Raw genomic sequence first — 27,000 nt, forward strand, 5'->3', positions numbered from 1 at the left:
TGCCTACTCCAACGCTTCCCGGAGGAACTCCGCGTATATGGGACCGTATTTCTGAATCGAATAATCGCGTGCGAGGGAACGGGCGTTCGCGGACAGGCGGATGCGGACGGCATCATCCGCGAGAAGCCGGAGCGCTTCGGCCCACTCACCCGGCGCCGAGGCGAAAAATCCGGTCTCCCCGGCACGCAGCACCCGGCGGTTCTCCCCGACCGGACTCGCAATGGCCGGCAGTCCGGCCGCGAGATACTGAATCAGCTTGAAGGCCGATTTTCCGGCCGCAAACGCGTCGTCCGCCGGCAGCGGCATGATCCCGGCGTGGCAGCGCGACAACAGCGCCGCTTCATTTTCCGGCGACCACTCCTCGAACCGCATCCGGACGCCCGGAACCGCACGCGGCCCGAGGCTCTTCTTCGCTATGACGAGCAGCTCGAACTCCGCCGCGCGGGACATCGCCCGCAATGCCTCGGCATGCCGCTCCAGATAGGAGTAAGTGACCGGCGTTCCGATCCAGGCGACCGTGAAGCGCGGGAACTTCTCCGCCTGAAGCGGAAACGCATCGAGATCCACCGCAGTCGGGATCTTGACCGCATCCGGATTAAGTTTCAGCACCTTTTCCAGCAGCAGGTCGTTCGCGCAGACCACGCCGCACGCCCCGGCGACCAGCCGGTCGTACTTGTCCGCCAGCCGCCCCCTGCCCTCGTATTTGATCCAGACATCGTCATCGAAATTCAGCACGTAGCGCCGGCCGCGCAGAAAACGCGCCTCTATGCCGTACGGAAGTTCCGGCAGCAGCTCGTATTCAATCAGCAGCTTCTCCGGCAGCCGTGTCGACGCGGCAAACCGCCGGACCAGCGCCGCCGCCGCCAGCAGCCGGGACTTCCCCCGCCCGGCATAGAGCCGGGTCAGGTAGGCATCGCTGAAAAACGGGTGAAATTCCGGCGCGAAACCGGCCGCTTCGAACGCGGCGCGATAACCGTAATAGCGCAGGCGGCTCGAAGCGCCAAGCCGGTCATAACGTGTATAAACCCCCAGCGGAACGCTCATTTCGTCTTCCCGACCCGGTCCATCAGAAAGCGGGCGCGATTCGAAGTGATCGAATCGACGCCGAGCTTGCGGGCGTGTTCGGCCAGGACGGGATCGTCCACCGTCCAGCAGTGGACTTCAAGCCCGGCATCGCGGAATTTCTTCACCAGCGCCTCATCCCAGAACATGCCGAACGACAGGTCGACGCCGTCCGCCTTCGCCTCCTTCGCCGTCTTTACCATCTCGTCAAGATCCTGCTTCAGCCGTTTTTTCTCCGCGTCCCACGACAGGCCGGCGAGAAAATACGCGCGATATTCCGGCAGCAGTTCCTTCATCGCCCGGACCGCATCGGCATGGAAACTGATGAAGCGCACCTGCTCCGGTCCCTTCCCGTGCCGGCGGACAAGGGCGGCAACCGCTTCGGCAAGGCCCGGCTCGCGGTCTTTGAGCTCAATGTAGACAAGCCCCTTCCCCGGCATGGCGGTGAGAAGCTCCGAAAACAGCGGCAATTTCTCTCCGGCGAACTGTCTGCCCCTGAAGCTGCCGACGTCGAGTTTCCGCAGTTCCTCCGCCGAACTGCGGGCGACCGGCAGCTTCGTCCCGGCGACGCGGCCGGTATCGCCGTCGTGAATCACGACCACCTCCCCGTCCGCCGTCCGGTGAACGTCGCACTCGATGCCGTCGGTGCCGCGCTCCCAGGCCAGGCGAAAGGCGGCCATGGTGTTCTCCGGCGCATCGGCGCTCTCCCCGCGGTGCGAAATATAGAGCACTCCGGCGGAGCAGACGAAACAGAGCAGCATGGCGGCGAACGACAGAATCAGTGTTTTCATGACAAGGAGCCTCCCGGTTTGCGTTGTCCGGTAACATACCGCCCGGCCGGAGTTTTTGCAAATCCATTTCCGGTCAAAACATTCCGTTCGAAACATTTTTGTTCAGCCGGGGGGCCGGATGATACAAAATTGTAAAACCATCCCCGCCGGTAAAAACAGCGCAACCATTTCCGGATGAAGATAATGCCATGCGCCCCACAAAACTGGCACGTTTTCTGCTGAAACACAGTCGAACCCAATCAGAAACAGGGAGGTGAACTCATGAAACTCATCATTGCCTACATCAAGCCCGAACGGCTGAACGCAGTGAAGCAGGAGCTCTACAAGCGCAATGTCTTCAAGATGTCGGTCAGCAACGCGCTCGGCTGCGGGCAGCAGAAAGGGTATGTGGAGGCGTACCGCGGCGCGATGGCCGAAGTCAATCTGCTCAAGAAGGTCCGGCTGGCCATCGGCGTCAACGACGACTTCGTCGAAACCACGCTCGAAGGCATCATCGCCGGGGCGCGGACCGGCCGGATCGGCGACGGGAAAATCTTCGTTCTGCCGATGGAGGACTGCATCCGCATCCGCACCGGCGAACACGGCCCGGATGCCATCGGATGACCGGTATGCCAGCCAGAAACGATTCCATTACTTTCGGAGATAACATCATGATGCACAAATTGAAAACAGTTTCCATCCTCGCCCTCCTCGGAGCGGCGGCGACGCTTCCGGCGGAGGAGGCTGCCGCGACCGCACCCGCAACCGCCGCGGAGGCTCTGTTCTACATCGACAACCTCTGGGTGCTGATCGGCGGCATGCTGGTCTTTCTGATGCACCTCGGTTTCGCGACGGTCGAATCCGGCCTCTGCCGGGCGAAGAACTGCACGAACATCCTCTTCAAGAACACGCTGGTTCCGGCGATCGGTTTCATCACCTACGCGATCATGGGCTTTTCGCTCATGTATCCGGGCGAAGCCTGGCAGGTCGGCAGGGTGCTCGGCTTCGCCGGCTTCGGCATGGGCGCCGATCCCGACGCGACCATCGCACAGGCGATGGCCTACAACGGTCATTTCACCTACTGGAGCGATTTCTTCTTCCAGGGCATGTTCGCCGCGACCGCCGCGACCATCGTCTCCGGAGCGGTGGCGGAGCGCGTGAAGGTCAGCAGCTTCCTCATCTTCACGTTCTTCTATGTCATGTTCGTCTACCCGGTGATCGGCTCCTGGGGCTGGGGAGGCGGCTGGCTGGCCGATCTGAACTTCCATGACTTCGCCGGCTCCACCTTCGTCCACAGCGTCGGCGGCTGGGGCGCGCTCGCCGGCGTGCTGCTGCTCGGGCCCCGTATCGGCAAATACGTGAACGGCAAGGCGATGCCGATCATGGGACACAGCATGCCGCTGGCGACGATCGGCGTATTCTGCCTGTGGCTCGGCTGGTTCGGGTTCAACGGCGGCTCCATCCTCTCGGCCGAACCGACCAAGATCTCTTTCGTCCTCGTGACCACAATGTTCGGCGCCTCCGCCGGAGTCATCGGCGCGCTGGTCTGCAGCTCGGTGCTGCTGCACAAGCCGGATCTCTCCATGACGCTGAACGGATGCCTGGCCGGACTCGTGGCGATCACGGCGGGCGCGGACTGCGTAAGCCCGACCAGCGCAATCATCATCGGGCTCGTCGGCGGCGTCATCGTCGTGCCTTCCGTCCTCATGTTCGACAAACTGCAGCTCGACGACCCGGTCGGCGCGCTCTCCGTCCACCTCGTGAACGGCATCTGGGGAACACTCGCGGTCGGCATCTTCGCCTTCCCCGACGCCGGTTACAGCTTCCTCGCCCAGCTGACCGGCGTGCTCGCGGTCGGAGCGGTCGCCTTTCCGTCAGCCCTGCTGATCTTCTACGCGATCAGAAAAACCATGGGGCTGCGGGTCAGCGAAGAGGAGGAACTGCGCGGCCTCGACCTCGGAGAACACGGCATGGAAGCCTATCCCGGATTCCAGTTCTTCAGCAATCAGTAACAACACCTCCCCGGAAATTCCCGGATTTGCTCCTCACGGGTCCGGGAATTTCAACGGGAACCGGCCTGGACAACCGGTTCCCGTTTTTTTGCGATTCAAGGTGCCGGCCGAACCGGACAGCCCGACTCCCGCTCCATCGCGAATCAGGTGACGGCGAATGCGGGAATGCAGAAATTCTCCGGCAGATCCCAGCCGCCGCGCAGAAAGAGATGCTCCGGTTCGGGCGGCGTCTCCCAGTCGAATTCGACGCCGAGCCGGTCCGGAGGGAAACCGAATTCCACCCGCCGGATATTCCGGAACGGCAGGCGCGCCGCCAGCGTCTCCCAGTCGACCGGACGGTCGCAGAGAAGCTCATGCAGCAGCAGCGTGTCCCCGCACTGCTCCGCCGCGACGGCGAGACCGGGGCCGAGCCGCAGCAGCCGGTCCGCATATCCGCCGAAGAGATGAAAGCAGCGCAGCTCCCGGCAGTCGAGCACATCGAACACGGCGGACGGGAAACGCCGTTTTCCGGCCAGCGGGGCAGCCGCGTCCGGCGTGCATCTCTCCGGTTCGAACGGGTTGTCGATCGACAACCGCGCAACCGGCCGCATCGTACGCGCCGCAGAAAATCCGAACTTCGGGTAGAAGTCCGACACGGAATCGTTCGCGAACAGAAAAACCGGCGTCTCCGCATAGCGCCGCAGGACGCCGCCGAGCAGCCGCCTCATATATCCCTGCCCGCGCGCTTCCGGAGAAGTGGCCACTCCGCCGAGCTGAATCGCAAAAAACTCTTTCCCCTTCACGCGCAGCTTCATGCGCGAGACGCCGACATGGGCGACCATGCGCCCGGCGTCGATCAGGGAGAAACTCTCGTACTTGTCGCTCCACATGCCGCGCCGGAACCAGAAATCGAAGTCGAAGTCGAACACCTCGCGCATCAGGACATTCAGCTGCACGGCATATTCCGGGTCGAAGCCGTTCCGCATCCGGATCGGCAGCTCCCGCCCGGCCGAACGCGCTTCGCGGAAGAAGGCCGCGAGCAGATTCCGCGCTTCGGCGGCGCAGATTTCCGGCGTGACTTCGGGTTTCCAGAGGGAACCGGGGTGGGCCGGAATCCCGAACACGGAGCAGCCGCCGAAGCGCGGGTCCGCGGCTCCGTAGACGATGCGGCGCACCCGGGCGTTGACCAGCGCGCCGGCGCACATCGGGCAAGGCTCCTTCGTGACATAGACCGTCACGTCCTCCATGCGCCAGTCGCCGCGCAGCAGTTCAAGCTTGTGCAGCAGCTCAAGCTCGGCGTGGGCGGTTGCGCTTCTGCGCTCCTCGACCCGGTTGCGGGCGGAGACGACCGCCTTGCCGCCTACGACGGCGACGGCGCCGACCGGAACCTCTCCGGCCCGCGCCGCCTCCTCCGCCTGCTCAAGCGCAAGCGCCATAAACCGCCGGTCGCAGGAATTCATCATTTCTCGATGACGTCAGCCCGCAGGACAACGGTCTGGTAAAGCGCAAACACAAGCCGGACATAGTGGTCGCCGTACTGGTAGTTGAAGGTGATGGTCCGGTCGGGACGGTCGGTCGAATCCGGAACGCCGTCGCCGAAATAGAGCAGGTCATTGATGGTTTTCGCTTCGCGGGTGAAGGTGAAATCGACTTTTTTGATCAGCCTCTTGATCGCGTTGTACTTCTCCTCGCTGTTCGAGGGGATGTTCGGATTCTTCAGGATGGCGATCTCCTCCGGATAGAGGATCGGCACCTCAAGATCTTCGGAAGGCAGGCGTTTGGTCGCACACCCGGCCAGAACGGCGAGTGCCGCCCCCGCCATAAGAATCCTCGAAAAATTTTTCATATCATGCTCCTTTTCCATTTGCATTTCCGCAAAAAACGGTTATATTCTTTCACATGCCTCCGGAATTGCGGGTGTAGCAAAACGGTCATGCTCCAGCTTCCCAAGCTGGCGACGCCGGTTCGACTCCGGTCACCCGCTCCATTTTTCCCCTTCCCTGTGATCCGTTTCCGCAACGCAGCAGATGCCGATTCGTTTTTCGCGTGTGCGCCGGCGCGTTCACAATTAAAGCGGGAGCTGCGCATGGTCGGGAATTCTCTCCCCGCAGCCGCTCCTTCGCGGGGAAACATGGGTGCTTTCCGGTATTTCATTGCTGTCCTTGTCTTTGTGATACATTAGCCGGGCAGCGGATAAAAATCAAGAGCCCTCCGCCGTTTTTCCCGATTTTTGAGGAAACCGCCCGGACCGGACAACAGCTTCCGGGAAGCCGGCATTCCCCCGCCGGCCGCGTTTCACGAGCAGTATTGCGTTTAACGGGACTCATTCCGGCCGCCCCGGGCCGGCCGTGATATCCGTGCAGATAGTTAAGTCATCTGAAATAAAGATGATAGACCCCTCCCGGGCCGTTTGAGGCGAAAAAAACGGAATTTACAAAAATTCGGCATAAAAACTCTTGCATTTTCATTTTTCGGGGCTATAGTCATTGGTATGAGGAGAAGATCAGGGCCTGAACACTTCAGGTCCCATTCAGGTTTGGGCGGCGGGATGCGTCATCGACGCCGTTCAATAAAAAAACCAAAAGAGGAGAAATCATCATGAGCACAACGATCAAACCGATCAACAAGACGTTTACAGCCGGCAAGTGGATGCCCAGGGACCGCGAAACGCTGGTCAACTGGATGCAGAAAGTCATGGACAAGGCGGAGAAGGACACGGGTCCGCTGCTGCCGGTCGTCGAAAATCTGAAGAATTTCATCGAAACCGACGCCAAGGCCTACATGTTTTTCAACCAGATGTTCGACGAAGTTCCGGCGGACAAGAAGAAAACCCTGCTCGGGCTGCCGCAGGTGCGCGACTACCAGCATATGCTGAGGCTGTTCAACGTGATCCTGACTCATGCGCCGAGCTTCAACGAAACCGGTTTCGTCGGATTCCCGTTCAACGCGATCCTGGACTGGTCGATGGCGACGACCGGCGGCTGGGCCGGGTTCATCAACGACAAGGTCAACGTCCACATCAAGGCGATTCTGGATGCGTGGGGAACGTTCCTGCGTTCGCCGGAGAGCGCCTACGTCCTGAGCGACCATCCGCGAAACGGCTGGTTCGGGGAAGACGCCAGAAAAGCGCTGCCGAATTTCGCCGACGAGTTCGTCTGCGATCCGTCGAAGCCGCATTACGGCTTCAACTCATGGGATCACTTCTTCGTGCGTGAATTCCGTGAGGGTGTGCGCCCCATCGCCGAGCCGGACAACGACGCCGTCGTCGTCAACGCCTGCGAATCCGCACCCTTCGCCATCGCCAGGAATGTCCAGCTGCTGGACAAATTCTGGATCAAGGCCCAGCCGTACGCCCTGCAGTTCATGCTGAACAACGACCCGTGGACGAAGCGGTTCGTCGGCGGCACCATCTACCAGGCGTTCCTGAGCGCGCTGACCTATCACCGCTGGCATTCGCCGGTCTCCGGACGCATCGTCAAGACCTACGTGATCCCGGGCTCCTATTATTCTGAAGCCCGCAGCGTCGGCTATGACCCGGTCGCGCCCAACGATTCCCAGGGCTACATCTCGGAAATCGCGACGCGCGCGGTGATCTTCATCGAAGCGGACAACCCCGACATCGGGCTCATGTGCTTCGTCGCCATCGGCATGGCGGAGGTTTCGACCTGCGACATCACCGTCTACGAGGGGCAGCATGTCAAGAAAGGTCAGGAGACCGGCATGTTCCACTTCGGCGGCTCCACGCACTGCCTGATCTTCGGACCGCACGTCAACATCGACTTCGATCTGGGCGGGCAGACCCCGGGAATCGAAAGCGAGAACATCAACATCAATGCGCGCATCGCCACAGTCGGCCCGCGCAAAAAGTAAGACATGCGAAAAGCATCCCCCGGCGCCTCACCGCGCCGGGGGATTTTTTTGCATGATGCAATCAATCCCGCTGCTGCCGCAGCTCCAGTACGGTTTCCGCGTCGATGGTGTCGACGGAACTGCCGCCGGCGGCGATGCGCCAGCGACCGGGGGCAATCCGCCTCCGGCCGTCCGCGGCGGTCAGGAGGAACGCTTCCGGATCGATCCGGAATTCAACCCGCCGTCTTTCGCCCGGAGCGAGGGAGACGCGCGCCATCCCGGCCAGCTGGCGGAGCGGATCGTCATATCCGGCGCCGAGCTTCGATACATAGAGCTGGACAACCTCGTCGCCGCCGCGCTCCCCGATATTTTCGACCTCAACCGACACCGCGACCGGCACTCCCGCCTCCGACCGATCCGGAACGGCGAGACCGGAATAGCGGAAACGGGTATAGCTGAGCCCGAATCCGAACGGATGCAGGACTTCGCCGCGGAAGAAGCGGTAGGTCCTGCCCGCCATCGAATAATCGGCGAACGGAGGCAGTTCCTCCGCGCTGCGGTAGAAAGTGACCGGCAGCTTCCCGGAAGGCGAGACCTTCCCGAACAGGACATCGGCGACCGCCGTGCCGCCGCCGGCCCCCGGATAGAACGCCTGCACCACCGCTCCGGCATACGCCTCGGGGATCGCCAGCGCACTGCCCGAAAGCACGACAAGGACGACCGGCCTGCCGACCGCCGCGACCTTTTCGATCAGCACCTTCTGGAGACCCGGCAGCTCAAGGCTCAGCTTGTCGCCCGATGCATCCGAGTTGTACGCGTCGCCCGCCTCCCCTTCGATGCGCGGGTCGAGCCCGACGCAGACGATCGAAACGTCGGCGCGTTCCGCCGCGGAAACCGCTTCGGCCAGCCGGTCGCCGTCCTCGGCGCAGTTTTCGGTCCGCAGCGAAACAAGTTCGCAGCCGCGCGCGTAAATGACGCGGCACTTCCCCGCGAGCGCCTCCTGAATCCCGGCCAGCACCGTAACCGGGCGGCTCGGTGTGCCGCAGTAGTTGCCGAGCAGAACGTCGCGCGAATCGGCGTTCGGCCCGATCACCGCGACGCTGCGGAGCCTCGCCGGGTCGAGCGGCAGCGTTTCGGCCTCATTCTTCAGGAGAACGAGGCTCTTCCGCGCCGCTTCGAGAGCCAGGGCGCGGTGTGCGTCGCACTCGATGACGTCGCAGGACGGATAGGCCCGATCCGCATCGAACATGCCGAGGCGGAATTTCACGCGAAACTGGTTCCGGAGCGCCCGGTCGAGATCTTCCCCGGTGATGAGCCCGGCCCGGAGCGCTTCCCCGGCGCGGGGGTCCGCATCGGTCGCCACGTCGACGCCGCTCTTCAGTTCCGCCGCGACCCCTTCCGCATACGACCCGAACTTTCCGTGTTCATCGACAAGCGCACAGCCGGCTCCGGCGTCGCTGACGACCGCACCGTCGAATCCCCACTCCCCGCGCAGGATGTCGGTCAGCAGCCTTTGGTTCACACTGCACGGGACCCCGTTCACGGCGTTGTAGGCGCTCATGACCGACTGCGCGCCCGCCTTCACGCACTTTTCGAAAGCGGGCAGATAGGTCTCGCGCAGATCCTTCTCGCTGACTGCGGCATCGAAGCCGAGCCGGTCCTTCTCCGGGCCGGAGTGGACGGCGAAGTGCTTCGGCGTGGCGACGGCCTTCAGATGCTCCGGATCGCTTCCCTGCACACCGCGCACGTAAGCGCTGCCGAGTTCGCCGGTCAGAAACGGGCATTCGCCGTAGGTCTCCTGCCCCCTGCCCCAGCGCGGGTCGCGGAAGATGTTGACGTTCGGCGACCAGTAGGTCAGCCCTTTGTAGGTGCCGAAATCTCCGTGACGGACCGAGTCGGCGTAACGTGCATTCCCCTCCTCCGCAATCACCTCGCCCATCCGTTCGACGAGCTCCGTCGAGAAAGTCGCCGCCATGGCGATCGCCTGCGGGAAAACGGTCGCCGCGCCGCTGCGCGCCAGGCCGTGCAGCGCCTCGTTCCACCAGACGTACGGCGGAATTCCGAGCCGCGGAACGGCGGCGTTGCGGTAACCGACAAACCCGAGTTTCTCCTCGACGGTCAAGGCTTCGAGCAGGGCGTCGATGCGCTCTTCGAGCGGAAGGGAACTGTCTCTGAACTTTTCCATGCTTCACTCCTTGAAATTCCGGCTGAAAATCATATACTGTCATTCAGAATACAACCGCACAACCTTATATGCAAGCCGTCTCCATGCATTCTTACGAAGAAATCGCGCCGCGCCTCGCCCAATCGAAATTCCGAAGCCGCTTCCGTCTGGGCAGGCGCGAACTCGTCTGCATCGCGGAAAAAGGGTTCCCGGTCATCGAAGCGCAGTGCCGGGAAATCATCCGAAGGCGCCTCGGCCCCGCCGTCATTCCGAACGACGGCAGGCAGACGCCGTGGCGCGGCCACCCGTGCTTCATTGCCCAGCACGCCACCGGCTGCTGCTGCCGCGGCTGCCTGCGCAAATGGCACGGCATACCGGAAGGACGGGCGCTCTCCGACGAAGAGATCTCCGCCATCGCCGCGCTCCTGCTTGGCTGGATCCGCGCCCATGCCGCCGGAGCCGGCGAGCTGCCGCATACGCCGGATCTGTTCTGACCCGAAGCTCCTCCGCCGATTTGCTTTTTTGCGAAAACATGATATCTTTATGACAGAGAGGAAATTTCAAGACAAGGAGGAGTGTATATGAACAAGAATCCCGAAATCACCCTGATTCCGGGCTGCGCGGTGTGGAACCGCACGCCGGAAGCCAAACCGATGAGTGTGCGCTCGCGCGGCATCGAGAACGGAATCATCGACATTCGATTCGGCATTTTCGGAACGGACAACGTCGCCGGAATCCCGATGCGTTCGCTGCCGTTCACCATCGAACATGCGCCGGAGGGAACCAGGACCTTCGCGCTGACGCTGCTCGACTACGATTCCGTCCCGGTCGCCGGTTTCTGCTGGATTCACTGGCTCGCCGCCAACTTCGACCGGACGGAAATGCCGGAGAACGCCTCCGCCGAAGACAGTTCGGATTTCGTGCAGGGTGTCAACAGCTGGGGGGCGCCGCTCCTCGGCCCGAACGCGCTGCACAGGGAAGCGGCCTCCGCTTACGGCGGCATGGTTCCGCCGAACGGACCGCACCGCTATCAGCTGACCGTCTACGCGCTCAGCGAAAAGCTGCCGCTCAAGGATGGTTTCCTGATGAACGAACTGCTCGACGCGATGAGCGGCCGTGTGCTCGCAGCCGCCACACTGAGCGGCCTTTATCCGGCGCCGGAGGAGTAAGAGTTTGTCCCCGGATAAGCCCTGGGCCGCCGCTCCCGGAGGACGGCTTCATACAAGGCGCGGTACTGCTCCGCGCTGCGCCGGATATCAAAATGCCGCTCGGCATGGGCGCGGGCCTCCGCACCGAGTTTCTGCGGAGACTCCAGAACGGCGGCAATCGCGTCCGCCAGCGCCGCGGCATCGAACGGAGGCGCCAGAAAACCGTTCCGGCCCGGTATCACGATATCGGAGATGCCGCCGATATCGAACGCCGCCAGCGGCGTCCCGCAGGCGGCTGCTTCGATCAGCATGTTCGGCAGATTGTCGTACTTCGACGCCAGCACGAACAAATCGGCGGCGCGGTAGCAGGCGGCAAGCCGCCGCTCCTCCCCGACAAAACCGAGCGGAATCACCGGAAACGGCAGCTTCTCCGGCAATTCCCCCCTGCCCAGCAGCAGCAGCGTCACATCCCGGCACTCCTTCCGGGCGGCAAGCGCACGCAGCGCGTACAGCAGCTCCGGACCGCCCTTGTTCGGGTCCGACACGGAGGCCGCTCCGAACAGAATCATGCGCCCCTGCTCCGGAATCCCGAGCCTCCGGCGCGCTTCGGCACGGTCGCCGGGCGAAAAAAGCCCGAGATCAACCCCGTTCGGAATGCAGACCGGCCGCGAACGGTTCAGGAGAATGCTCTCCGCCGCCTCCCGCATCAGCCAGCCGCTCGGAGCAACACTGCGGAACCGCCAGTCGCGCCAGCAGCTCAGCTTCCGCCTCCAGTTCCAGACATTCCAGAAATCGGAACCGCTCCGGTACCCGGATCGAAAACGCTCATCCCCGGCGGAATGATGATGCTCGCAGCCGCAGAACGCCCAGCCGTCATGCAGCGTCCAGACGACCGGGAGGCCGAGTCCGGCCAGTTCCCGGACGCCGAACATCGCCCCGTTGACCCAATGCAGATGCACGAGGTCCGGCCGCTCGGCGCGAATTGCTCCGGCGATCCCGGTCCGCAGCAGGTTCAGCGAACGCGGCAGGCAGTTCCGGGAGCCTCCGTCCAGCCGCAGCAGCAGATGCTCAAGCCGCTGCATGATCCGGCAGACACGACGAATCCGCGTTCCCGCCCGGATCACGCCGTCTGAGGAAGTTCCGGCACCCTCGACCACCAGCATCCGGGAGTCGCACCCCTGCCGCAGCAGCTCTTCATGCAGCCGGCGCGCCGCCAGCGCCGCCCCGCCGCCGGAGGCGTGATAATTGACGTGAAGAATTTTCATAAGTATTTAAACCGGAACATCCGGCTTTGAAATTCATCCGCATCCCAGTCCCGGACCAGATGCCTCGGAACCGCCAGCGGATCGCTGCCGGGATGGTACTGGCCCGGATAATTCGCCGCCGCCCGGAAAAATCCGCACTCCCGGCAGACCGCCACGGAATCCGCATTGAAATCCCGGTAGTTGCCGAACGGATACGAAAAGACCGTGAGCCGGCGCCCGATCAGCTCTTCGAGCATCCTGTGTCCCCCGGCGATCTCCCGCCGCTGCTCCTCCGGCGAAAGCCCGCTCAGGCGCGGATGCGACACCGTATGCGACCCGATCGCCGCCAGAGGATCGGCGGCCAGTTCCCGAAGCTCGTCCGGACGAAGCGTGCGGAACTCCTTCCGCTGCGGCGTCCCGCCGCCGTCCCACGGGAACTCCCGCTCCGAACCGATCGCCCCGGCGCAGATGAAAAACGCCGCCGGGCAATCGAATTCGCGCAGAATCGGCAGCGCCGCCGTCAGGTTGTCGGCATAACCGTCGTCGAAGGTGATGACGAACGACATGCGCTCCGGCTTCCCCCACGGTTCATCGAAACGCAGGATCGGATAATTCGAACGCAGGAACTCCAGCTGGCGGCGGAAACGATCGGGTGAAACCGCCAACTGTTCCGGGTCGTCCCGCAAAACAGCGACCCGATGGTAGGTCAGCACCACGACCGGCTGTCCGAAGCAATTTGCGGCGGCATTCCGGCAGACCCGCACCAGCCGCGCGGCTTTTCCGCAAAGATTCATAACGCCGCTCCCCGCTCCGGCCTGACCGCCCGAAACCCGATCAGCAGCTGATAATCGCCATCGGCCGCATCGAGAACCGATTGATCCGGCAGCTGCTCGACGACCACGCCGTCCAGAAACGCCGTCGCCGCCGCGACATTGCCGAAGCATTCGGTTTCGACTTCCGCGAACTCCCGTTCGAGCAAACGCCGCAGGCTCAGGTCGGTAAACCGCCAGTAATCCCCCCAGCGTTCGTAGTCGAAGAGGCTGATCTGGCTGATGCCCGCCGCGGAACCGAGCAGAACCCCGCCCGGCTTCAGCATGCGCGCCAGCCCCGAAACCGCCGCCGGAACATCGAAGATGAAATTCAGAGTCTGCGTGCAGATGAAACAGTCGAACAGCTCCTCCGGCAGCGTCTCCGGCCGGGAGAGATCGCCGGTGAGATCGGAGGCCGCCTTCCGGTCGAAATTGAAGACCAGACTCCGCACGTCTTTCGCTCCGAACTTCCCTGTGTACAAATTTTCCGCAATTTCCCCGACGACTCCCCGGATCGAACTGCGGTTTTCCGCCAGAAAACGCTCGATGTAATACCGGTCGACCGGAGTGCCGTTCGCGGCGCCGAAGCCGCGGCTTGCCGGAACGGTCCGCAACGGGTCCCGGAATGAAACCGGGCGCTGCCGCCGCATCAGATATTTTTTCAGCCGGTCCAACATGATCGTCTCGTTTCCCTCCGCCGCAGAATATACCATCATTTCCGGCGGGGTGCAAATCGGTTCACTTTTTCCCGCCGGGAAAAAGCCGCCGGAACTCATAGCGCAGTTTCCCCGCAATCCGCCGGGACAGCGGAATCCGCCAGTTGCCGAGCGAAGCGCGGTACGCCTGCCGCACGGCTTCCCTCTCCGGCTCCGGCTCTTCCGGAATGCCGACCGGGCGCTCCCACAACCTGAACTCCTCTCCGACTCCGGCCGCGCAATGGCGGCCGCTGCCGTCGCCGCCGATGTTGCGGATCAGCGGCCGCCCGCTCTGCAGCATATATTTTCCGGCCAGAAAAACCGAAGCCTGCCAGCGGATCGCCCAGGAATCCAGTTTTCCGGCCGCCTGGTCGGCCAGCATCCGGCAGAACGGGAATGCGCCGTCAAGATCGAACAACCGGGTCTCCCCCCGCCGCTTCAGCTCCGTGAGCAGCGCCGCGGCATCGGGGTTGAAAAGCCGCCAGCCGCGTTCCCAGGTCGCCCACCCCCAGCAATCCGCGCCGCGCCGCAGGAAACACTCCGGGGTGCCGGGCGGCAGCGGAGCCGTGTAGCCGTGAATTTCGGCGATCCGGCCGTCATGTGCAAAACGGTTCAATGCCTCGTTCATAAACGATAGAAAATACGGAGAGCTCTCCATATCGTCCTCCAGCACGATGACCCGGCCGAAGCGGGCGGTCATCTCATCGACGCCGGCGACAACCGACGCCGCCAGCCCGCGGTTCCGTTCCGCCGCATGAAGCTCGACCGAAGCGAACCCTTCGGCCCGCGCCGCAATTTCACGCACTTCGTCGGTCAGCGGCTTCTCCGCCTCCGAACGCGGGCCGTCGCAGAAAATATGCAGCGCGCTCTCCCCCGCACCGACGTTCCGGCGCAGAAATTCGAGCGTCCGGCGCGTGTGCTCCGGCCTGCGGTAAACAAAAAGAGCGATCGGGGCAGCTCTCATCCTCTCCTTCCTTCATCCGTTGATCGCGGCAGAACCGGCAGCAGCGAACGCAGAAAAAGCCGGACGCCGGCCCGCCCCTTCCGAAAAAACAGCGGAAAGACCAGATAGGTGAAAAAATTGGTCACAACGGCGGCCGCCGCCACGCCGGGCAAACCCCACCACAGAATCATCAGATAATCCAGGAGCACGCTTGTACAGCAGCCGCAGATACCCACCACCATCGAAATCTTCTGCATCCCCTCCGCCAGATACCACTTCCCGTAGACCAGCCCCGGATATACCAGAAGAATCTTGAACAGGAGAAAAACGAACAGCCATGCCGCCTCCCGGTACGCCGCTCCGTACAACTGCACGATCAGGAAATATCCGGCAACGGCGGCCGGCGGCAGGATGGCCAGCGCGCAGTAGAACATGAAACGCATAAGCTGCTCCGTACGCCGGTAATAGCGCAGAAGCGACGTCGAACGCGTCCCGACCAGGGACGGAAAAAACGAATCCGAGACCACCAGAGGAACCAGAAAGAGCACCTCGACCAGCCGGACCGCCACCGCATACTGCCCGTTAGCCGCATCTCCGAGCATCCAGGTGACGATCACCTGATCGAAGCGGAGATAGAACATGGCGGCGGCTCCGGCCAGAAGCAGCGGCAGCGACTCCCTCAGCAGAAAAGCCGCTTCCGCCCGGTCGAAGCGCCAGAGCCGGAAACACCCGCCGGTCTTCCGGTAAAACAGGGCGTAGCCGAACGCCGAAAGCGCCATGTACCCCGATTCCACAGCGGCGAAACACCAGAGCGGCGCCCCCTGCCATGCAAACCAGAGCCGAAATCCCGATGAGACCGCCAGGGCGGCGATCTGGGACATCGCGCTGTATTTGCCGAGAACGCGGGCCTGAAAGCTGAAATCGAAAATCTGAAACACCTGAAATCCGTAACCTGCCAGAATCACCGCCATCAGCCCCCGGTCGGAATCCGACATCGGCGACACGAGCAGGACGATGCCGACGACGAACGCCATCACCGCGAATCCGGCCGCCTTCAGCCCCAATGCGCTGCCGAGAATCGAGTTCGCCTTTCCGGGCCTCCGGACCAGTTCGCGCACGACGACCGGGTCCATGCCGAGGGTCGCCAGCACCGAGAAAAGCGCGACGAAGCTGACCGCATAATTCAGGAGTCCATACCGGGCCGGCCCGAGCTGCCGGGCGACATAGATTCCGACCAGAAAGCCGAAGACGAGACGGCACCCCTTTTCCGCCAGCATCCAGAGCGTATTCGCCCCGTAGCGGCGGATTCCCCGGTGTCCGGCAATACGGTGAAATTGTTGTCGGAGTTCTTCCAGCATGTTCCGAATTCCATATTATTCAGAGAAAGTCCGGCCTTAACATATCCCCCCGGAAACGGAGTTTCAAGAAAACCTCCGCCGAAATTCAGCCGGTTGCTTGCTTTCAAACGAAATGATAGTATAATATAACCGGGTTCAGGTCAAAATCATCAACCGGGCAATCACCCGATATCAAACGGAATATGAAACGCACTTCTCCGGAGACGCCGGTCCTTTTCACGGTATTCAACCGCCCCGCCTGTACGCGGCGTGTTTTCGAAGCCATCCGGAGAGCCGCCCCCCGCCGTCTTTTCATCGCCTGCGACGGTCCCCGTCCGGAACGGCCGGAAGAGGCCCCCCTGGTTTCGCAGGTCCGCGGAATCGTTGCGGAGGTCGATTGGGAATGCGAAGTCGCAACCCTCTTCCGGGAAGAGAATCTCGGCTGCCGCAACGCCATGAGTTCGGCGATCAGCTGGTTCTTTTCCGAAGTGGAAGAGGGAATCATCCTCGAAGACGACTGCCTGCCGAACCCGACCTTTTTCCGGTACTGCCGGGAACTCCTGGAGCGTTACCGCGACGACGAACGCGTCATGAACATCAGCGGAGTCAACAGCCTGCTGCGCGGCGCGGAGCTCGGCGACAGTTACTATTTTTCGCGCTACCCGCATATCTGGGGCTGGGCCTCCTGGCGGCGGGCATGGCGGAACTATTCGCCGGATATGCCGGACTACCCTGATTTCGTACAATCGGGGGCGCTCGCCGGCTGCTTTCCGGACCCGGTCGAGCGGAAACGCTGGCGGGAAATTCTCGACAAGGTGTACCGCGGCGAACCGGGCTTCAACACGTGGGACGCGCAATGGAGTTATGCCCACTTCAAAAACAACGCCCTCGCCGTGACTCCGCGAAACAATCTGGTCGAGAATATCGGCTGCACGCCCGACGCCATGCATACCGCGGGCAATCCGTTTGCGGAACTTCCGGCCGTTCAGGCGGAATTCCCGCTCCGGCACCCGCAGTTTCCGATCCGGAACACGGAACTGGACCGGCAGACCTTCCGACATGATTACGCCAATCCGCTCTGGAAACGCATCCGGCGGCGGCTCGTCAACATGCGGAGACACTGACCATGCAGCTCGAACACCGGATATCGCTGGCAGGAGAACTGTTCAGGCAGGCGCGCCGTTCCCGCCGGGAACACGCCCCGGCAAAAGACGGCCGGAGGCGGATACTGGTCATACGCCTCGACCGGATCGGCGACTTCGCACTCTATCTGCCGTTCGCGGCGGCGCTGCGCAGGGCGTTTCCTCCGGAGAGCTGTCACATCACATTGCTCGGGAACACCCTCTGGATGCCGCTGGCCCGGCGGATGCTGGATTTCGACCGCTTCATCGAACTTGATCCGCAACGTTTTCTCTCCGATGCGGTTCTGCGGCGTACCCTGCTCGACGAAGTTGCGGCGATGCGCTGCGACCTTCTCCTGCAGCCCCGGTTCCACCGCGAACTGCTGCTCGAGGACCTGATCGCCATGGCCGCCGCCGCGCCGGAGAGCCTCGCCTTCAGCGGAACGACGCGGCACATCCGCAAACGCCGCCTTCTGCGGCCCTGGAACCGGCCATACGGCCGGCTGCTCGACGCCGCCCCCCTGCATGACGCACACGAGCTTGTGAAAAACCGCTGTTTTCTCGACAGCGCGGCACCCGGCGGCGAGCCGGTTCCGAACCCGTGGCGGAAGCGTCCGCCGCTGCCGGCAGCGCTGGCCGGCCTCGCCGGATGCACCGTAATTCTGCCGGGCGGCGGTACGCCGGGCCTGAGCTGGCCGGCGGCTGGTTTCGGCGCGCTTGCTGCACAGGCCTCCCGTCGGGGGCTGCCGGTCGCCGTCGCCGGAACGAAAGCGGAACGGGAAACCGCCGACGCGGTGATCGCCGCCGCCCGGATTCCGGCCGCGAATCTGGCGGGGGAGCTGGATATCGAGGCGTTCGCGGCCCTGATCGCCAATGCATCCCTGGTCATCGGCAACGACACGGGGGGAATTCATATCGCCGCCCTTGCAGGCGTGCCTTCTCTCGTCATCAGCGGCCAGGGACAGCCCGGAATCTTCCATCCGTATCCGCAGGGCGGCGCCGGAATCCCCGGAATCCGCCTTCCCGTCCAGGCCGCCCTGCCGCCGCTCCCATGCGCCGGCTGCTACTGGGAGTGCCGCTACCGCAATACGCCGCGCGAATACTGCTGTCTCCGCCGGCTCCCGGTCGAAACGGCCGCCGCCGGACTCGAAAAGCTGATCGCGGCAATGGAGAAACGGCCTTCATGACCGGCATCGTCATCGTCAACTACAAGACGGCGGAATTGACCGTCGATTTTGTCGGCAGGGAACTGAGCAAACTGCCGTCCCCCTGGCGTCTCGTCATTGTGGACGCCGCCGGAGACGAAGAGTCGGCGCGGCGGATTCAGGAGGGAACGGGAGCAATCCGGATCACCGACCCGGCCTCTCCTCCTGAACGGGATGCGGCAGTTTACCTGATCTCCTCCGCCGAAAACCTCGGCTATGCCCGCGGCAACAATCTCGGGGCAAAGTTCCTCGCGGACCATTTTCCGGAAATCGACTGTTTCCTTTTCAGCAACAACGATATCGAAATCATCGACGCCGACGTCGTCGACCGGCTCCGGACTGTGTTCGCCCGGCCGGATGTCGGTGCGGCCGGCCCCCATGTGGACGGGCCGTTCGGCCGCCAGGGACCCGGCTGGAAACGCAAATCGATCCGCGAAGAGACGCTGCTCCGGTTGTTCTATCCGCTGACCTGGCCGCTTCTGCGGCGGATTCAGAACGAACGGAACCGGCCGGCCCCAAGCGGCTTCTGTTACAGCGCGGTAGGCTGTTTTTTCATGGCTTCGCGGAAAGCGTTCGAGGCGTGCGGCGGATTCGACCCGGCAACCTTTCTGTACGGAGAAGAGGATATCCTCGCGGAACGCCTGCTGAAGTGCGGGTACCGTTATTATTATCTCGGGGACCGCCGGGTGGTCCATCTGGTCGGCGGCGTCACCCGGCACTTTCTCGCCCCCTCGAAAAGCGACCGCCTCCGCCTCGAAAGCCAGCTCTACTATTACCGGACCTACCGGAACGCCTCCGGAATGGAGCTCGCACTGTACCGCTTTGCGAACCGGCTTTTCACGGGAGTGACGGAAGTGACGGTACACCGGCTGAAGCTGCTGCTGGTCCGGCTCCGCCGCGGCCGCGGCCGGTGAGCGGAACGCAAAACCGCCGAAAATCGGAAAACCTGCTTGTTTTTTCGGTGAAAGCAGGTTATATTATTCCAACTGTATGGAGAGGAGTCTCCGGCATCGGCTTGATTTTGTGGAATTCGGTCGTTATCAGCATCCGGGCAGCGTTTCGGGGGCTGATACCGGGATTCCGCGAGTCGAAAGGCCCAGCGCCAGACGGACCGGAGTACGCCTTTCCTCTGTAAAGCCAACATGAGAAAAGGAAAATCAATCATGGCTGAAGAAAAAATCGTATTCCAGTTCGACGGCGAACGGGAGATGGAGATCTCCACCGGCAAGGTCGCCGGTCTCGCCAACGGTTCCTGCCTCGTCCGCCTCGGCGACACCATCGTGCTCGCGGCGGCCTGCTCCGGCGCTCCGCGCGAAGGCACCGACTTCTTCCCGCTGCAGGTCGACTACCGCGAAAAATACTCGGCGGCAGGCAAGTTTCCCGGCGGCTACATCAAGCGCGAAGGGCGTCCCTCCACCAAGGAGATCCTGACCTGCCGCATGATCGACCGGCCGATCCGGCCGCTGTTCCCGGAAGGGTTCTTCGACGAAGTCCAGATCTCCTGCGTACTGCTCTCCGCCGACGGCGTGAACGAGCCGGACGTGCTTGCGATGGTCGGCGCCTCGGCCTCGCTGATGCTCTCCGACCTGCCGTTCGACGGCCCGATCGGCGCGGTCCGCGTCGGTCTTGTCGACGGCAAGTTCATCGTGAACCCGACCCGCGCCGAGATGGCGAAAAGCAAGCTTGAACTCATCTACGCCGGCCGTCCCGACCAGGTCATCATGATCGAAGGCGAAGCGGATTTCGTCTCCGAAGCGCAGATGAAAGAGGCGATGTACCTCGCGAACGACGCGGTCAGGAAACAGTGCGAGGCCCAGATCGAGCTCGCAAAACGCGCCGGCCGCGCCAAGAAGGATTACAAGCTCTACCTGGTTCCGGAAGAGCTCGCCGCGTCGATGGCGAAACTCTGCGCCGACCGTATTGAAAACGTCTGCACGATTCCGGGCAAGGAAGCCCGCATGGTCGCGCTCGACGAACTCCGCGCCGAGCTGCGCGGCGCGCTGCGCGAACCGTTCGCCGCGATGAGCGACGCCGAATTCGGTTTCATGACCGCGATCGCGTTCGACAACCTTGTCCGTGAAACGACCCGCAACGTCATCCTCGAGAAACAGTTCCGTCCGGACGGCCGTTCTACGACCGAAATCCGGCCGCTGTCGGCCGAAGTCGGCGTGCTCCCCGTGGTCCACGGCAGCGCGCTCTTCTCGCGCGGAGAAACCCAGGCGCTCGTGCTCGCGACCCTCGGCAACGAGAAGGACGCGCAGGAAGCCGATGACCTGACCAGTGAAAGCGGCGTCACGAAAAAGCGCTTCTATCTGCACTACAACTTCCCGAACTTCAGCGTCGGCGAAGTCGGCCGCATCACGGGTCCGGGACGGCGTGAAATCGGGCACGGCAATCTGGCCGAGCGTTCGGTTTCGAAGGTTGTTCCGGCGGATTTCCCGTATGTGGTCCGCTGCGTCTCCGAGATCATGAGCTCGAACGGTTCGACCTCGATGGCTTCGGTCTGCGGCGCGACGCTTGCGCTGATGGACGCCGGCGTTCCGATCACCGCTCCGGTGGCCGGCATCAGCTGCGGCCTTGTGACCGGCAAGGACGGAAAGCGGCTTCTGCTGACCGACATCATCGGCGCCGAGGACCATTTCGGCGATATGGACTTCAAGGTCTGCGGCACGCGCGACGGCATCACGGGCTTCCAGCTCGACCTGAAGCTGCCGGGCATTCCGATCGACCTGCTCTGCGAGGGGATGGAACGCAACCGCATCGCGCGGCTGAAGATTCTCGATGTGATGGAGGCCTGCATCCCGGCGCCGCGAGCGGACATCTCGCCGCGCGCTCCGCGCCTCGAAGTGGTCAAGATCAATCCGGACAAGATCGGCGCGCTCATCGGCCCCGGCGGTAAAAACATCCGTTCGATCACCGAAGAGACCGGCACGTCGATCGATATCGACGACGACGGCACCGTCAAGATCATGGCTCCGGATAAAGAGCACCTCGAAGCCGCCAAACTGCGGATTTCGGGCTGCACGGCGGAGCCGGAGATCGGCAAGATCTACCGCGGCAAGGTTGTGACCGTGCGCGATTTCGGTGCTTTCGTCGAAATCCTGCCGGGCGTGGAAGGACTGCTGCACATCTCCGCCCTGGCGGATTACCGGGTCAACAAGGTCACCGATATCTGCAACGAAGGCGACTACGTCTCGGTGAAGGTGCTCGACATCGATCCGTCGAACGGCAAGATCAGCCTGTCGCGGAAAGCCGCGCTGAAGGAGATGGGCGAGTAATCCCCGTTCCGGACACGATATCCCGACGCTGCCGGTTTTCCCCGGCAGCGTTTTTTTTGCATCTTCTTCCGCCCCACTTCATCGTGAACGGGAGTCGAAGGGAGCTCCGCGGCTCAGTTGTCCGTCCGGAACGCGATTCTGCGCCGGAGAACACGCCGACGCCGTAAGCCGGATGCGGCGGCCACAAAAAAACGGGGCGGAATTCCGCCCCGTTTTTTCCGTTTGCCCGGCTCAGAAGAAGTTGTTGACAAAACTCCAGGTATTGCTGTCGTTCCAGCGCATTTCGACATCCGCCTTGCTCATGGATTCGACATGGCCGTCATAGAATCCGACATTCAATCCGTTGCTGTGGCGGTAGGCGCGGCGTCCGGACCCCAGCGCCGCGGCATCCTCGCCGAGATAGGCGTTGGTGCCATAGACGATCCAGTCAAGCGCATCCATCCAGCTGGCGGACGAACTCGGCTTCTTGAAGCGCGTAAGTTTGTATGCATACTTTTCCCAGTTGTTCGCCTCGAGGCCGCTGTAGGTCAAACCGTAGGAGTACATCGCATTTCTCGCTCCTTCCGGGGCAATCACGGCAAACGAGTTCGGGCAGAGCAGCCCGACCGGCAGCGTGATATCCTTGGACTTGATGCTGCCTTCGCTCTCCGGCTCCGTCGACGCTCCGATGAGCCCGCGGAAGGCGGTCTTCATGTACCACTGCGGGTTCCCGGGGGGAATCCAGTAATCATCGTTGTTCGATGCATACAGCTGCGCCGCCTGATTGTACTGCTTGAGCACACCGGTGCAGGTGATGCGCTTGGCGGTATTCCGCGCCTGATTCAGCGCGGGCAGAAGCATCGAGGCCAGAATCGCGATGATCGCGATCACGACCAGAAGCTCGATCAGGGTAAATGCTTTCTTGTTCATCGTCGTCCTCCATCCCATAATGATCATATACGCTGGTTTTGCGGCAACCCGGGGAATTAACAAGTTAACTTGCTTTTCAATATCTCCCGGCGGTGACTCTGTCAAGGCTGAAATCCTCACCACGGTTCTCCATAGATAATTATACTATAAGAAAACGGAATTGTCAATAGATCGCCGGAAAATTTGTTGACATTCTGAAAAAAACAGTTATATTATGTGCATATGCACACTAAAGGAGACATCCATGCCGCGCAATCCCAAATGCCGTAAAATCTGCCTGAGCCCGTCCTGCCGGATATTTCAGGGGGCTTCCGGCCAGGCCGCCGTCGAACTCCGGCTGGATGAACTTGAGGCGCTCCGGCTGGTCGACCTGGAGGAGTTCGACCAGGCGAAGGCGGCGCAGCATATGGAGATCTCGCGCGGCACGCTCCAGCGGCTGCTCTACGCGGCGCACCGCCGGGTCGCGCTGGCCCTGACCACCGGGCGGAGCATCGCAATCGCGGAGAACGGAAACGCCGTTCCCGCTCCGGGATGCCGCAGCTTTTCCACCTGTCGCTTCTGCTGCCGTTCGAGCGAAACGGCGGCCAAACTTAAAACCCAAGGAGAAACCATGATTATCGCAGTCACCTGTGAAAACGACAATGTGTTCCAGCACTTCGGGCACACGCCGTCCTTCGCCCTCTTCACCGTCGAAGAGAACCGGCTGACCGGCCGCACCGACCTCCCGACCGGAGAGAGCGGCCACGGCGCGCTCGCCGGACTCCTGAAAGAGCATAATGTCGATGTGCTGATCTGCGGCGGCATCGGCGGCGGCGCCCAGCAGGCGCTGGCCGAGTGCGGCATCAAACTCGTCGGCGGCGTCCGGGGAGACGTCACCGAAGCGGTCGGCGACTATCTGGCCGGCACGCTCGAAGCCAACCCGAACTTCAGCTGCAATCATCACCATGAACACGGTGAAGGCCACAGCTGCGGCGGCCACGGCCATCATCACGGTGAAGGCCGCAGCTGCGGCGGCCATTGCGGCAATCACTGATCGCCGCTCTGCCGATGCCGCCTCCCGCGAACCTTTTCCGGGAGGCGTTTTCATGACAAAAAAACGGCCCTCCCGCAAAAAGGAGGACCGTTTCTTCCTGTAAATTCCCGAAAGAACTTATTTATCGTAAGCGTGGCCGGCCGAGCCGAGCACTTCGACGTTCTTGCGCTTGTAGAGCTCCTTCAGGGCCGTACGGGCCGGGCCGAGGTACTTGCGCGGGTCGAATTCCGCCGGCTTCTCGTTGAAGACCTTGCGGATCGCGGCGGTCATCGCCAGACGGCCGTCGGAGTCGATGTTGATCTTGCAGACTGCCGACTTCGAAGCGGCGCGGAGCTGGTCTTCGCCGATGCCGATCGCGTCCTTCAGCTTGCCGCCGTTCTCGTTGATGATCTTGACCAGATCCTGCGGAACGCTTGAGGAGCCGTGCAGCACGATCGGGAAGCCCGGAATGCGCTTTTCGATCTCGGCGAGGATGTCGAGACGGATCTTCGGATCGTCGCCCGGCTTGAACTTGTAGGCGCCGTGGCTGGTGCCGATCGCGATCGCAAGGGAGTCGACGCCGGTGCGCTTGACGAAGTCTTCGACCTCTTCCGGCTGCGTGTAGGTGTGGTGTTCGGCCTTCACGTCATCTTCGACGCCGGCCAGGACGCCGAGCTCGCCTTCGACGGTCACATCGAACTTATGGGCGTATTCGACCACCTTGCGGGTCTCGGCGACGTTCTCTTCATACGGCAGGTGCGAGCCGTCGATCATGACCGACGAGAACCCCATGTCGATGCAGCTCTTGCAGGTCTCGAAATCCGGGCCGTGGTCGAGATGCAGGCAGATCGGAATCCCCTTGCCGCCGGAGATCTCCTTGGCATACTCGACGGCGCCCTGCGCGAGATAGCGCAGCAGCGTCTGGTTCGCGTACTCGCGGGCGCCCTTCGAAACCTGAAGAATCACCGGGGATTCGGTCTCGACGCAGGCCTGGATGATCGCCTGGAGCTGTTCCATGTTGTTGAAGTTGTACGCCGGAATCGCGTAGTGACCTTTCATCGCCTTGGCGAACATCTCTCTGGTGTTCACGAGGCCGAGATCTTTGTAGCTGACCGCCATAAGAAGACTCCTTCGTTGTTGTGAATTTCCACCGAATGATTTCGGTATTCAGCCTGAGGATATAACTTAACTTGCCTTGCCGCAAAATGCAAGGCCGCCCCCGGAAAAAAGCAGGGCAAATTCAAAAACTCCTTCAATTTTCGTCCCGGCAATTGCAAATTGCGGAACTCGGGATTATAATAAATCCATCCACTCACGTCACAAACGAAAGGGAGTTCAACAAAATGCTCAGAAGGATCCCGATCCTGGCGGCGTTCGCCGTCGCGCTGCTCCTCGCCGCCTGCACGGCGGTCAGGCCGGAGAAGATGGCGGCGAACTATTCGGTACACAAAATCTACGGCGACTACATGGTCCTGCAGCGTGAAAAGCCGATCCGGATCAGCGGGCATGCCGCTCCCGGCGAATCGGTGCTGGTCGGCATCGGCGGCAACAGCGTTTTCGCCACCGCCGGCGACGACGGCGAGTGGGCGGCCGTGCTGCCCGCCATGGAGGCCGGCGGCCCCTACCTGGTCAGCGTCACCGGCGCACCGGGCAGCGAACCGGTCATCTTCAAGGATGTGCTGATCGGCGACGTCTGGCTCGCGAGCGGGCAGTCGAATATGGAGATGCCGGTTTACAGCAAGGGCAGGCACTGGTCCACGCTGAACGGCAAAGAAGAGGCGGCGCAGGCGACCTACCCGAACATCCGCCTCTACAACGCGACCTCGAAAAAATATGTCTCCCCCGGCAAGGTCCAGCATGAGGTCGTCGGGCCCGGCTGGCAGCTCTGCACTCCCGAAACCGCGGCGCCGTTCAGCGCGGTCGCCTTTTATTTCGGTCGCGAGCTGAACAAGGACCTGAACGTTCCGATCGGCCTCATCAGCGCGAGCTGGGGCGGCACGGCCATCGAGCCGTGGATCAGCTATGATGCCTACAAACGCGCCGGCCGCGTCCGTGAGCTCATGAAGATCGAGGGTCTCGGCAAGACCAGCGCCGAGCTCGAAGCGAAATACAAAGCCGAGCAGGAGAAGGCCCGCAAGAAGTTCTCCGAGTGGGAAAAGCGCTTCTACTCGACCTACGCGAAGGAGACGGCGGCCGCCGCCGGCTGGAAGAATCCGGATCTCGACGATTCGTCCTGGACCAAAGTTGAATCGACCCGCAACTCGTTCCCCGAAGGCATCGACGGCGTCGCCTGGTACCGCCGGACGGTCGATATCCCGGCTGCCTGGGCCGGCAAAGAGCTGGTCCTTTCGCTCGGCGCCGTCGACGACTGCGACGAAACCTTCTTCAACGGCGAAAAGGTCGGCGCGACCGGCTCCGATGTCGAAAGCTACTGGTCCGTCCCGCGCAAATACAAGGTTCCGGGCAAACTCGTGAAGGCCGGACGCAACGTCATCGCGGTCCGCGTCAGCGACATGTTCATCGACGGCGGCATCCAGGGCGCCGACGACGAACTCTTCCTCTCACCCGACGGCAAGCAGAAGATCAGTCTCGCGGGAGACTGGAAGCTCAAGCTTGAATTCGCCGCCGACCTCAGGAAGATCGGCAACCGCCCGGACCCGCTCGCCTACATGAACACGAACGAACGCCACCCGAGCTTCCCGTCCACGCTCTACAACTCCATGATCGCGCCGTGGACCGGTTATCCGCTGCGCGGCTTCCTCTGGTACCAGGGCGAGACCAACGCCGGCGCGCCGGAGGATTACCTGAAGCTCCAGCAGCTCCTCATCTCCGACTGGCGCACGCTGTGGAACGACCCGAAACTGCCGTTCCTCTTCGTCCAGCTCTCCGGCTACGAGAAGCATACGCCCGACAAGCCGCTGCCGGACGATTACTGGGTGGACCGCAAGCCCGGCAATCCGGTCTGGGCCCCCTTCCGCGAAGCGCAGGCCGCGACGCTCAGGAAGGTGCCTTACACCGGCATGGCGGTCTGCATCGACGCCGGCAACCACTCCGACATCCACCCGGCCAACAAGCAGGCGGTCGGCTATCGGCTGGCCAAAGAAGCCGAACGCATCAGCTACGGCAGGGACATCGTTTCCGCCGGGCCGATGTTCAAATCGATGACGGTCAGGGACGGAAAGGCGGTCATCTCCTTCACGAACGTCGGCGCCGGGCTTGAAGCCAAAGGCAGCAGAGACGGCAAGCTCGGCTGCTTCGCGATCGCCGGCAAAGACGGCAAATTCGTCTGGGCGGACGCAGTCATCGACGGCGACACCGTCGTCGTGAGCTCGCCGGAAGTCAAGGAGCCGGCTGCCGTCCGCTACGGCTGGGTCAGCTACGCCGGAAACCTGAATTTCTACAACAAAGACGGCTTCCCGGCCTGTCCGTTCCGGACCGACATGCCGGATTACGTCAAATAACC

The 27,000-nt window shown here is 62.4% G+C and carries 23 protein-coding genes and 1 tRNA gene; 12 read left to right on the plus strand and 12 right to left on the minus strand.

The window, feature by feature from the left end; all coding sequences use genetic code 11:
- Positions 1-3: 3 nt before the first annotated feature.
- Both FYJ85_RS02680 and FYJ85_RS02685 read right to left on the minus strand, forming a co-directional pair.
- Positions 4-1,044 carry a glycosyltransferase gene (locus FYJ85_RS02680; protein WP_154416911.1) on the minus strand — a complete coding sequence of 347 codons (1,041 nt, stop codon included), beginning with the start codon at positions 1,042-1,044 and terminating at the stop codon, positions 4-6.
- The gene (locus FYJ85_RS02685) at positions 1,041-1,853 is read right to left on the minus strand and encodes a glycerophosphodiester phosphodiesterase (RefSeq protein ID WP_158704245.1); all 813 of its coding nucleotides are present in this window, start codon (positions 1,851-1,853) and stop codon (positions 1,041-1,043) included. The genes FYJ85_RS02680 and FYJ85_RS02685 overlap by 4 nt, the downstream gene beginning before the upstream one ends.
- A gap of 261 nt (positions 1,854-2,114) precedes the next feature.
- On the opposite strand from FYJ85_RS02685, the gene FYJ85_RS02690 reads away from it, so the two are divergent.
- Together FYJ85_RS02690 and FYJ85_RS02695 are read left to right on the plus strand one after the other, a co-directional pair.
- Positions 2,115-2,456 carry a P-II family nitrogen regulator gene (locus tag FYJ85_RS02690; RefSeq protein ID WP_106054931.1) on the plus strand — a complete coding sequence of 114 codons (342 nt, stop codon included), beginning with the start codon at positions 2,115-2,117 and terminating at the stop codon, positions 2,454-2,456.
- Between the two features lie 47 nt (positions 2,457-2,503).
- Entirely contained in the window at positions 2,504-3,844 is a 1,341-nt protein-coding gene (locus FYJ85_RS02695; protein WP_206212938.1) for an ammonium transporter, read from the plus strand.
- A 143-nt stretch (positions 3,845-3,987) separates the two neighbouring features.
- Here the strand turns inward: FYJ85_RS02695 and FYJ85_RS02700 are convergent, their stop codons facing one another.
- Both FYJ85_RS02700 and FYJ85_RS02705 read right to left on the minus strand, forming a co-directional pair.
- Positions 3,988-5,286 carry a GNAT family N-acetyltransferase gene (locus tag FYJ85_RS02700; protein WP_154416912.1) on the minus strand — a complete coding sequence of 433 codons (1,299 nt, stop codon included), beginning with the start codon at positions 5,284-5,286 and terminating at the stop codon, positions 3,988-3,990.
- Positions 5,283-5,669 (minus strand): hypothetical protein, encoded by a 387-nt coding sequence (locus tag FYJ85_RS02705; RefSeq protein ID WP_154416913.1) that lies wholly within the window; start codon positions 5,667-5,669, stop codon positions 5,283-5,285. Before FYJ85_RS02705 ends, FYJ85_RS02700 begins: the two co-directional genes overlap by 4 nt.
- A gap of 67 nt (positions 5,670-5,736) precedes the next feature.
- On the opposite strand from FYJ85_RS02705, the gene FYJ85_RS02710 reads away from it, so the two are divergent.
- Both FYJ85_RS02710 and FYJ85_RS02715 read left to right on the plus strand, forming a co-directional pair.
- Positions 5,737-5,810 (plus strand) — tRNA-Gly (locus FYJ85_RS02710).
- A gap of 611 nt (positions 5,811-6,421) precedes the next feature.
- The gene (locus FYJ85_RS02715; RefSeq protein ID WP_106054928.1) at positions 6,422-7,693 is read left to right on the plus strand and encodes a phosphatidylserine decarboxylase family protein; all 1,272 of its coding nucleotides are present in this window, start codon (positions 6,422-6,424) and stop codon (positions 7,691-7,693) included.
- 61 nt (positions 7,694-7,754) lie between these two features.
- On the opposite strand, the gene FYJ85_RS02720 is transcribed toward FYJ85_RS02715, so the two are convergent.
- Positions 7,755-9,857 carry a glycoside hydrolase family 3 C-terminal domain-containing protein gene (locus FYJ85_RS02720; protein ID WP_154416914.1) on the minus strand — a complete coding sequence of 701 codons (2,103 nt, stop codon included), beginning with the start codon at positions 9,855-9,857 and terminating at the stop codon, positions 7,755-7,757.
- A gap of 83 nt (positions 9,858-9,940) precedes the next feature.
- Here FYJ85_RS02720 and FYJ85_RS02725 point away from each other — a divergent pair, with 83 nt between their 5' ends.
- Together FYJ85_RS02725 and FYJ85_RS02730 are read left to right on the plus strand one after the other, a co-directional pair.
- The gene (locus FYJ85_RS02725) at positions 9,941-10,330 is read left to right on the plus strand and encodes a DUF4186 domain-containing protein (RefSeq protein ID WP_154416915.1); all 390 of its coding nucleotides are present in this window, start codon (positions 9,941-9,943) and stop codon (positions 10,328-10,330) included.
- An 87-nt stretch (positions 10,331-10,417) separates the two neighbouring features.
- Positions 10,418-11,005, plus strand: coding sequence for a YbhB/YbcL family Raf kinase inhibitor-like protein (locus FYJ85_RS02730; RefSeq protein ID WP_206212939.1), 588 nt, complete (start codon positions 10,418-10,420; stop codon positions 11,003-11,005).
- Here FYJ85_RS02730 and FYJ85_RS02735 read toward each other — a convergent pair.
- The 5 genes from FYJ85_RS02735 to FYJ85_RS02755 form a co-directional block, all read right to left on the minus strand.
- Complete coding sequence (locus tag FYJ85_RS02735) at positions 10,984-12,249, minus strand: glycosyltransferase (RefSeq protein WP_154416916.1); 1,266 nt, start codon at positions 12,247-12,249, stop codon at positions 10,984-10,986. The two genes, FYJ85_RS02730 and FYJ85_RS02735, sit on opposite strands and share 22 nt — an antisense overlap.
- Entirely contained in the window at positions 12,246-13,022 is a 777-nt protein-coding gene (locus tag FYJ85_RS02740; RefSeq protein ID WP_158704244.1) for a polysaccharide deacetylase family protein, read from the minus strand. The genes FYJ85_RS02735 and FYJ85_RS02740 overlap by 4 nt, the downstream gene beginning before the upstream one ends.
- Positions 13,019-13,714 carry a methyltransferase domain-containing protein gene (locus tag FYJ85_RS02745; protein ID WP_206212940.1) on the minus strand — a complete coding sequence of 232 codons (696 nt, stop codon included), beginning with the start codon at positions 13,712-13,714 and terminating at the stop codon, positions 13,019-13,021. The genes FYJ85_RS02740 and FYJ85_RS02745 overlap by 4 nt, the downstream gene beginning before the upstream one ends.
- Before the next feature lie 61 nt (positions 13,715-13,775).
- Entirely contained in the window at positions 13,776-14,696 is a 921-nt protein-coding gene (locus FYJ85_RS02750; protein ID WP_106054923.1) for a glycosyltransferase family protein, read from the minus strand.
- On the minus strand, positions 14,693-16,033 hold the full coding sequence (locus tag FYJ85_RS02755) for a flippase (RefSeq protein WP_154416918.1): 1,341 nt from the start codon (positions 16,031-16,033) through the stop codon (positions 14,693-14,695). Before FYJ85_RS02755 ends, FYJ85_RS02750 begins: the two co-directional genes overlap by 4 nt.
- Before the next feature lie 182 nt (positions 16,034-16,215).
- On the opposite strand from FYJ85_RS02755, the gene FYJ85_RS02760 reads away from it, so the two are divergent.
- From FYJ85_RS02760 to FYJ85_RS02775, 4 genes are all read left to right on the plus strand, one after another.
- Complete coding sequence (locus FYJ85_RS02760) at positions 16,216-17,136, plus strand: hypothetical protein (RefSeq protein WP_154416919.1); 921 nt, start codon at positions 16,216-16,218, stop codon at positions 17,134-17,136.
- Between the two features lie 2 nt (positions 17,137-17,138).
- Entirely contained in the window at positions 17,139-18,320 is a 1,182-nt protein-coding gene (locus FYJ85_RS02765; RefSeq protein WP_154416920.1) for a glycosyltransferase family 9 protein, read from the plus strand.
- Positions 18,317-19,252 (plus strand): glycosyltransferase family protein, encoded by a 936-nt coding sequence (locus tag FYJ85_RS02770; protein WP_154416921.1) that lies wholly within the window; start codon positions 18,317-18,319, stop codon positions 19,250-19,252. Before FYJ85_RS02765 ends, FYJ85_RS02770 begins: the two co-directional genes overlap by 4 nt.
- A gap of 249 nt (positions 19,253-19,501) precedes the next feature.
- On the plus strand, positions 19,502-21,616 hold the full coding sequence (locus tag FYJ85_RS02775; RefSeq protein WP_154416922.1) for a polyribonucleotide nucleotidyltransferase: 2,115 nt from the start codon (positions 19,502-19,504) through the stop codon (positions 21,614-21,616).
- 231 nt (positions 21,617-21,847) lie between these two features.
- Here FYJ85_RS02775 and FYJ85_RS02780 read toward each other — a convergent pair whose 3' ends face one another.
- Positions 21,848-22,525 (minus strand): prepilin-type N-terminal cleavage/methylation domain-containing protein, encoded by a 678-nt coding sequence (locus FYJ85_RS02780; protein WP_158704242.1) that lies wholly within the window; start codon positions 22,523-22,525, stop codon positions 21,848-21,850.
- A gap of 244 nt (positions 22,526-22,769) precedes the next feature.
- Between FYJ85_RS02780 and FYJ85_RS02785 the strand changes: the two genes are divergently transcribed.
- Entirely contained in the window at positions 22,770-23,558 is a 789-nt protein-coding gene (locus tag FYJ85_RS02785) for a NifB/NifX family molybdenum-iron cluster-binding protein (protein ID WP_206212941.1), read from the plus strand.
- Positions 23,559-23,675: 117 nt separating this feature from the next.
- Here FYJ85_RS02785 and FYJ85_RS02790 read toward each other — a convergent pair whose 3' ends face one another.
- Complete coding sequence (locus FYJ85_RS02790) at positions 23,676-24,656, minus strand: class II fructose-bisphosphate aldolase (protein ID WP_106054917.1); 981 nt, start codon at positions 24,654-24,656, stop codon at positions 23,676-23,678.
- 224 nt (positions 24,657-24,880) lie between these two features.
- On the opposite strand from FYJ85_RS02790, the gene FYJ85_RS02795 reads away from it, so the two are divergent.
- A complete protein-coding gene (locus FYJ85_RS02795; RefSeq protein WP_154416924.1) occupies positions 24,881-26,998 on the plus strand; it encodes a sialate O-acetylesterase in 2,118 nt (705 codons plus the stop codon).
- Positions 26,999-27,000 lie beyond the last annotated feature (2 nt).

It is taken from the genome of Victivallis lenta, assembly GCF_009695545.1.
Taxonomy (GTDB): domain Bacteria; phylum Verrucomicrobiota; class Lentisphaeria; order Victivallales; family Victivallaceae; genus Victivallis; species Victivallis lenta.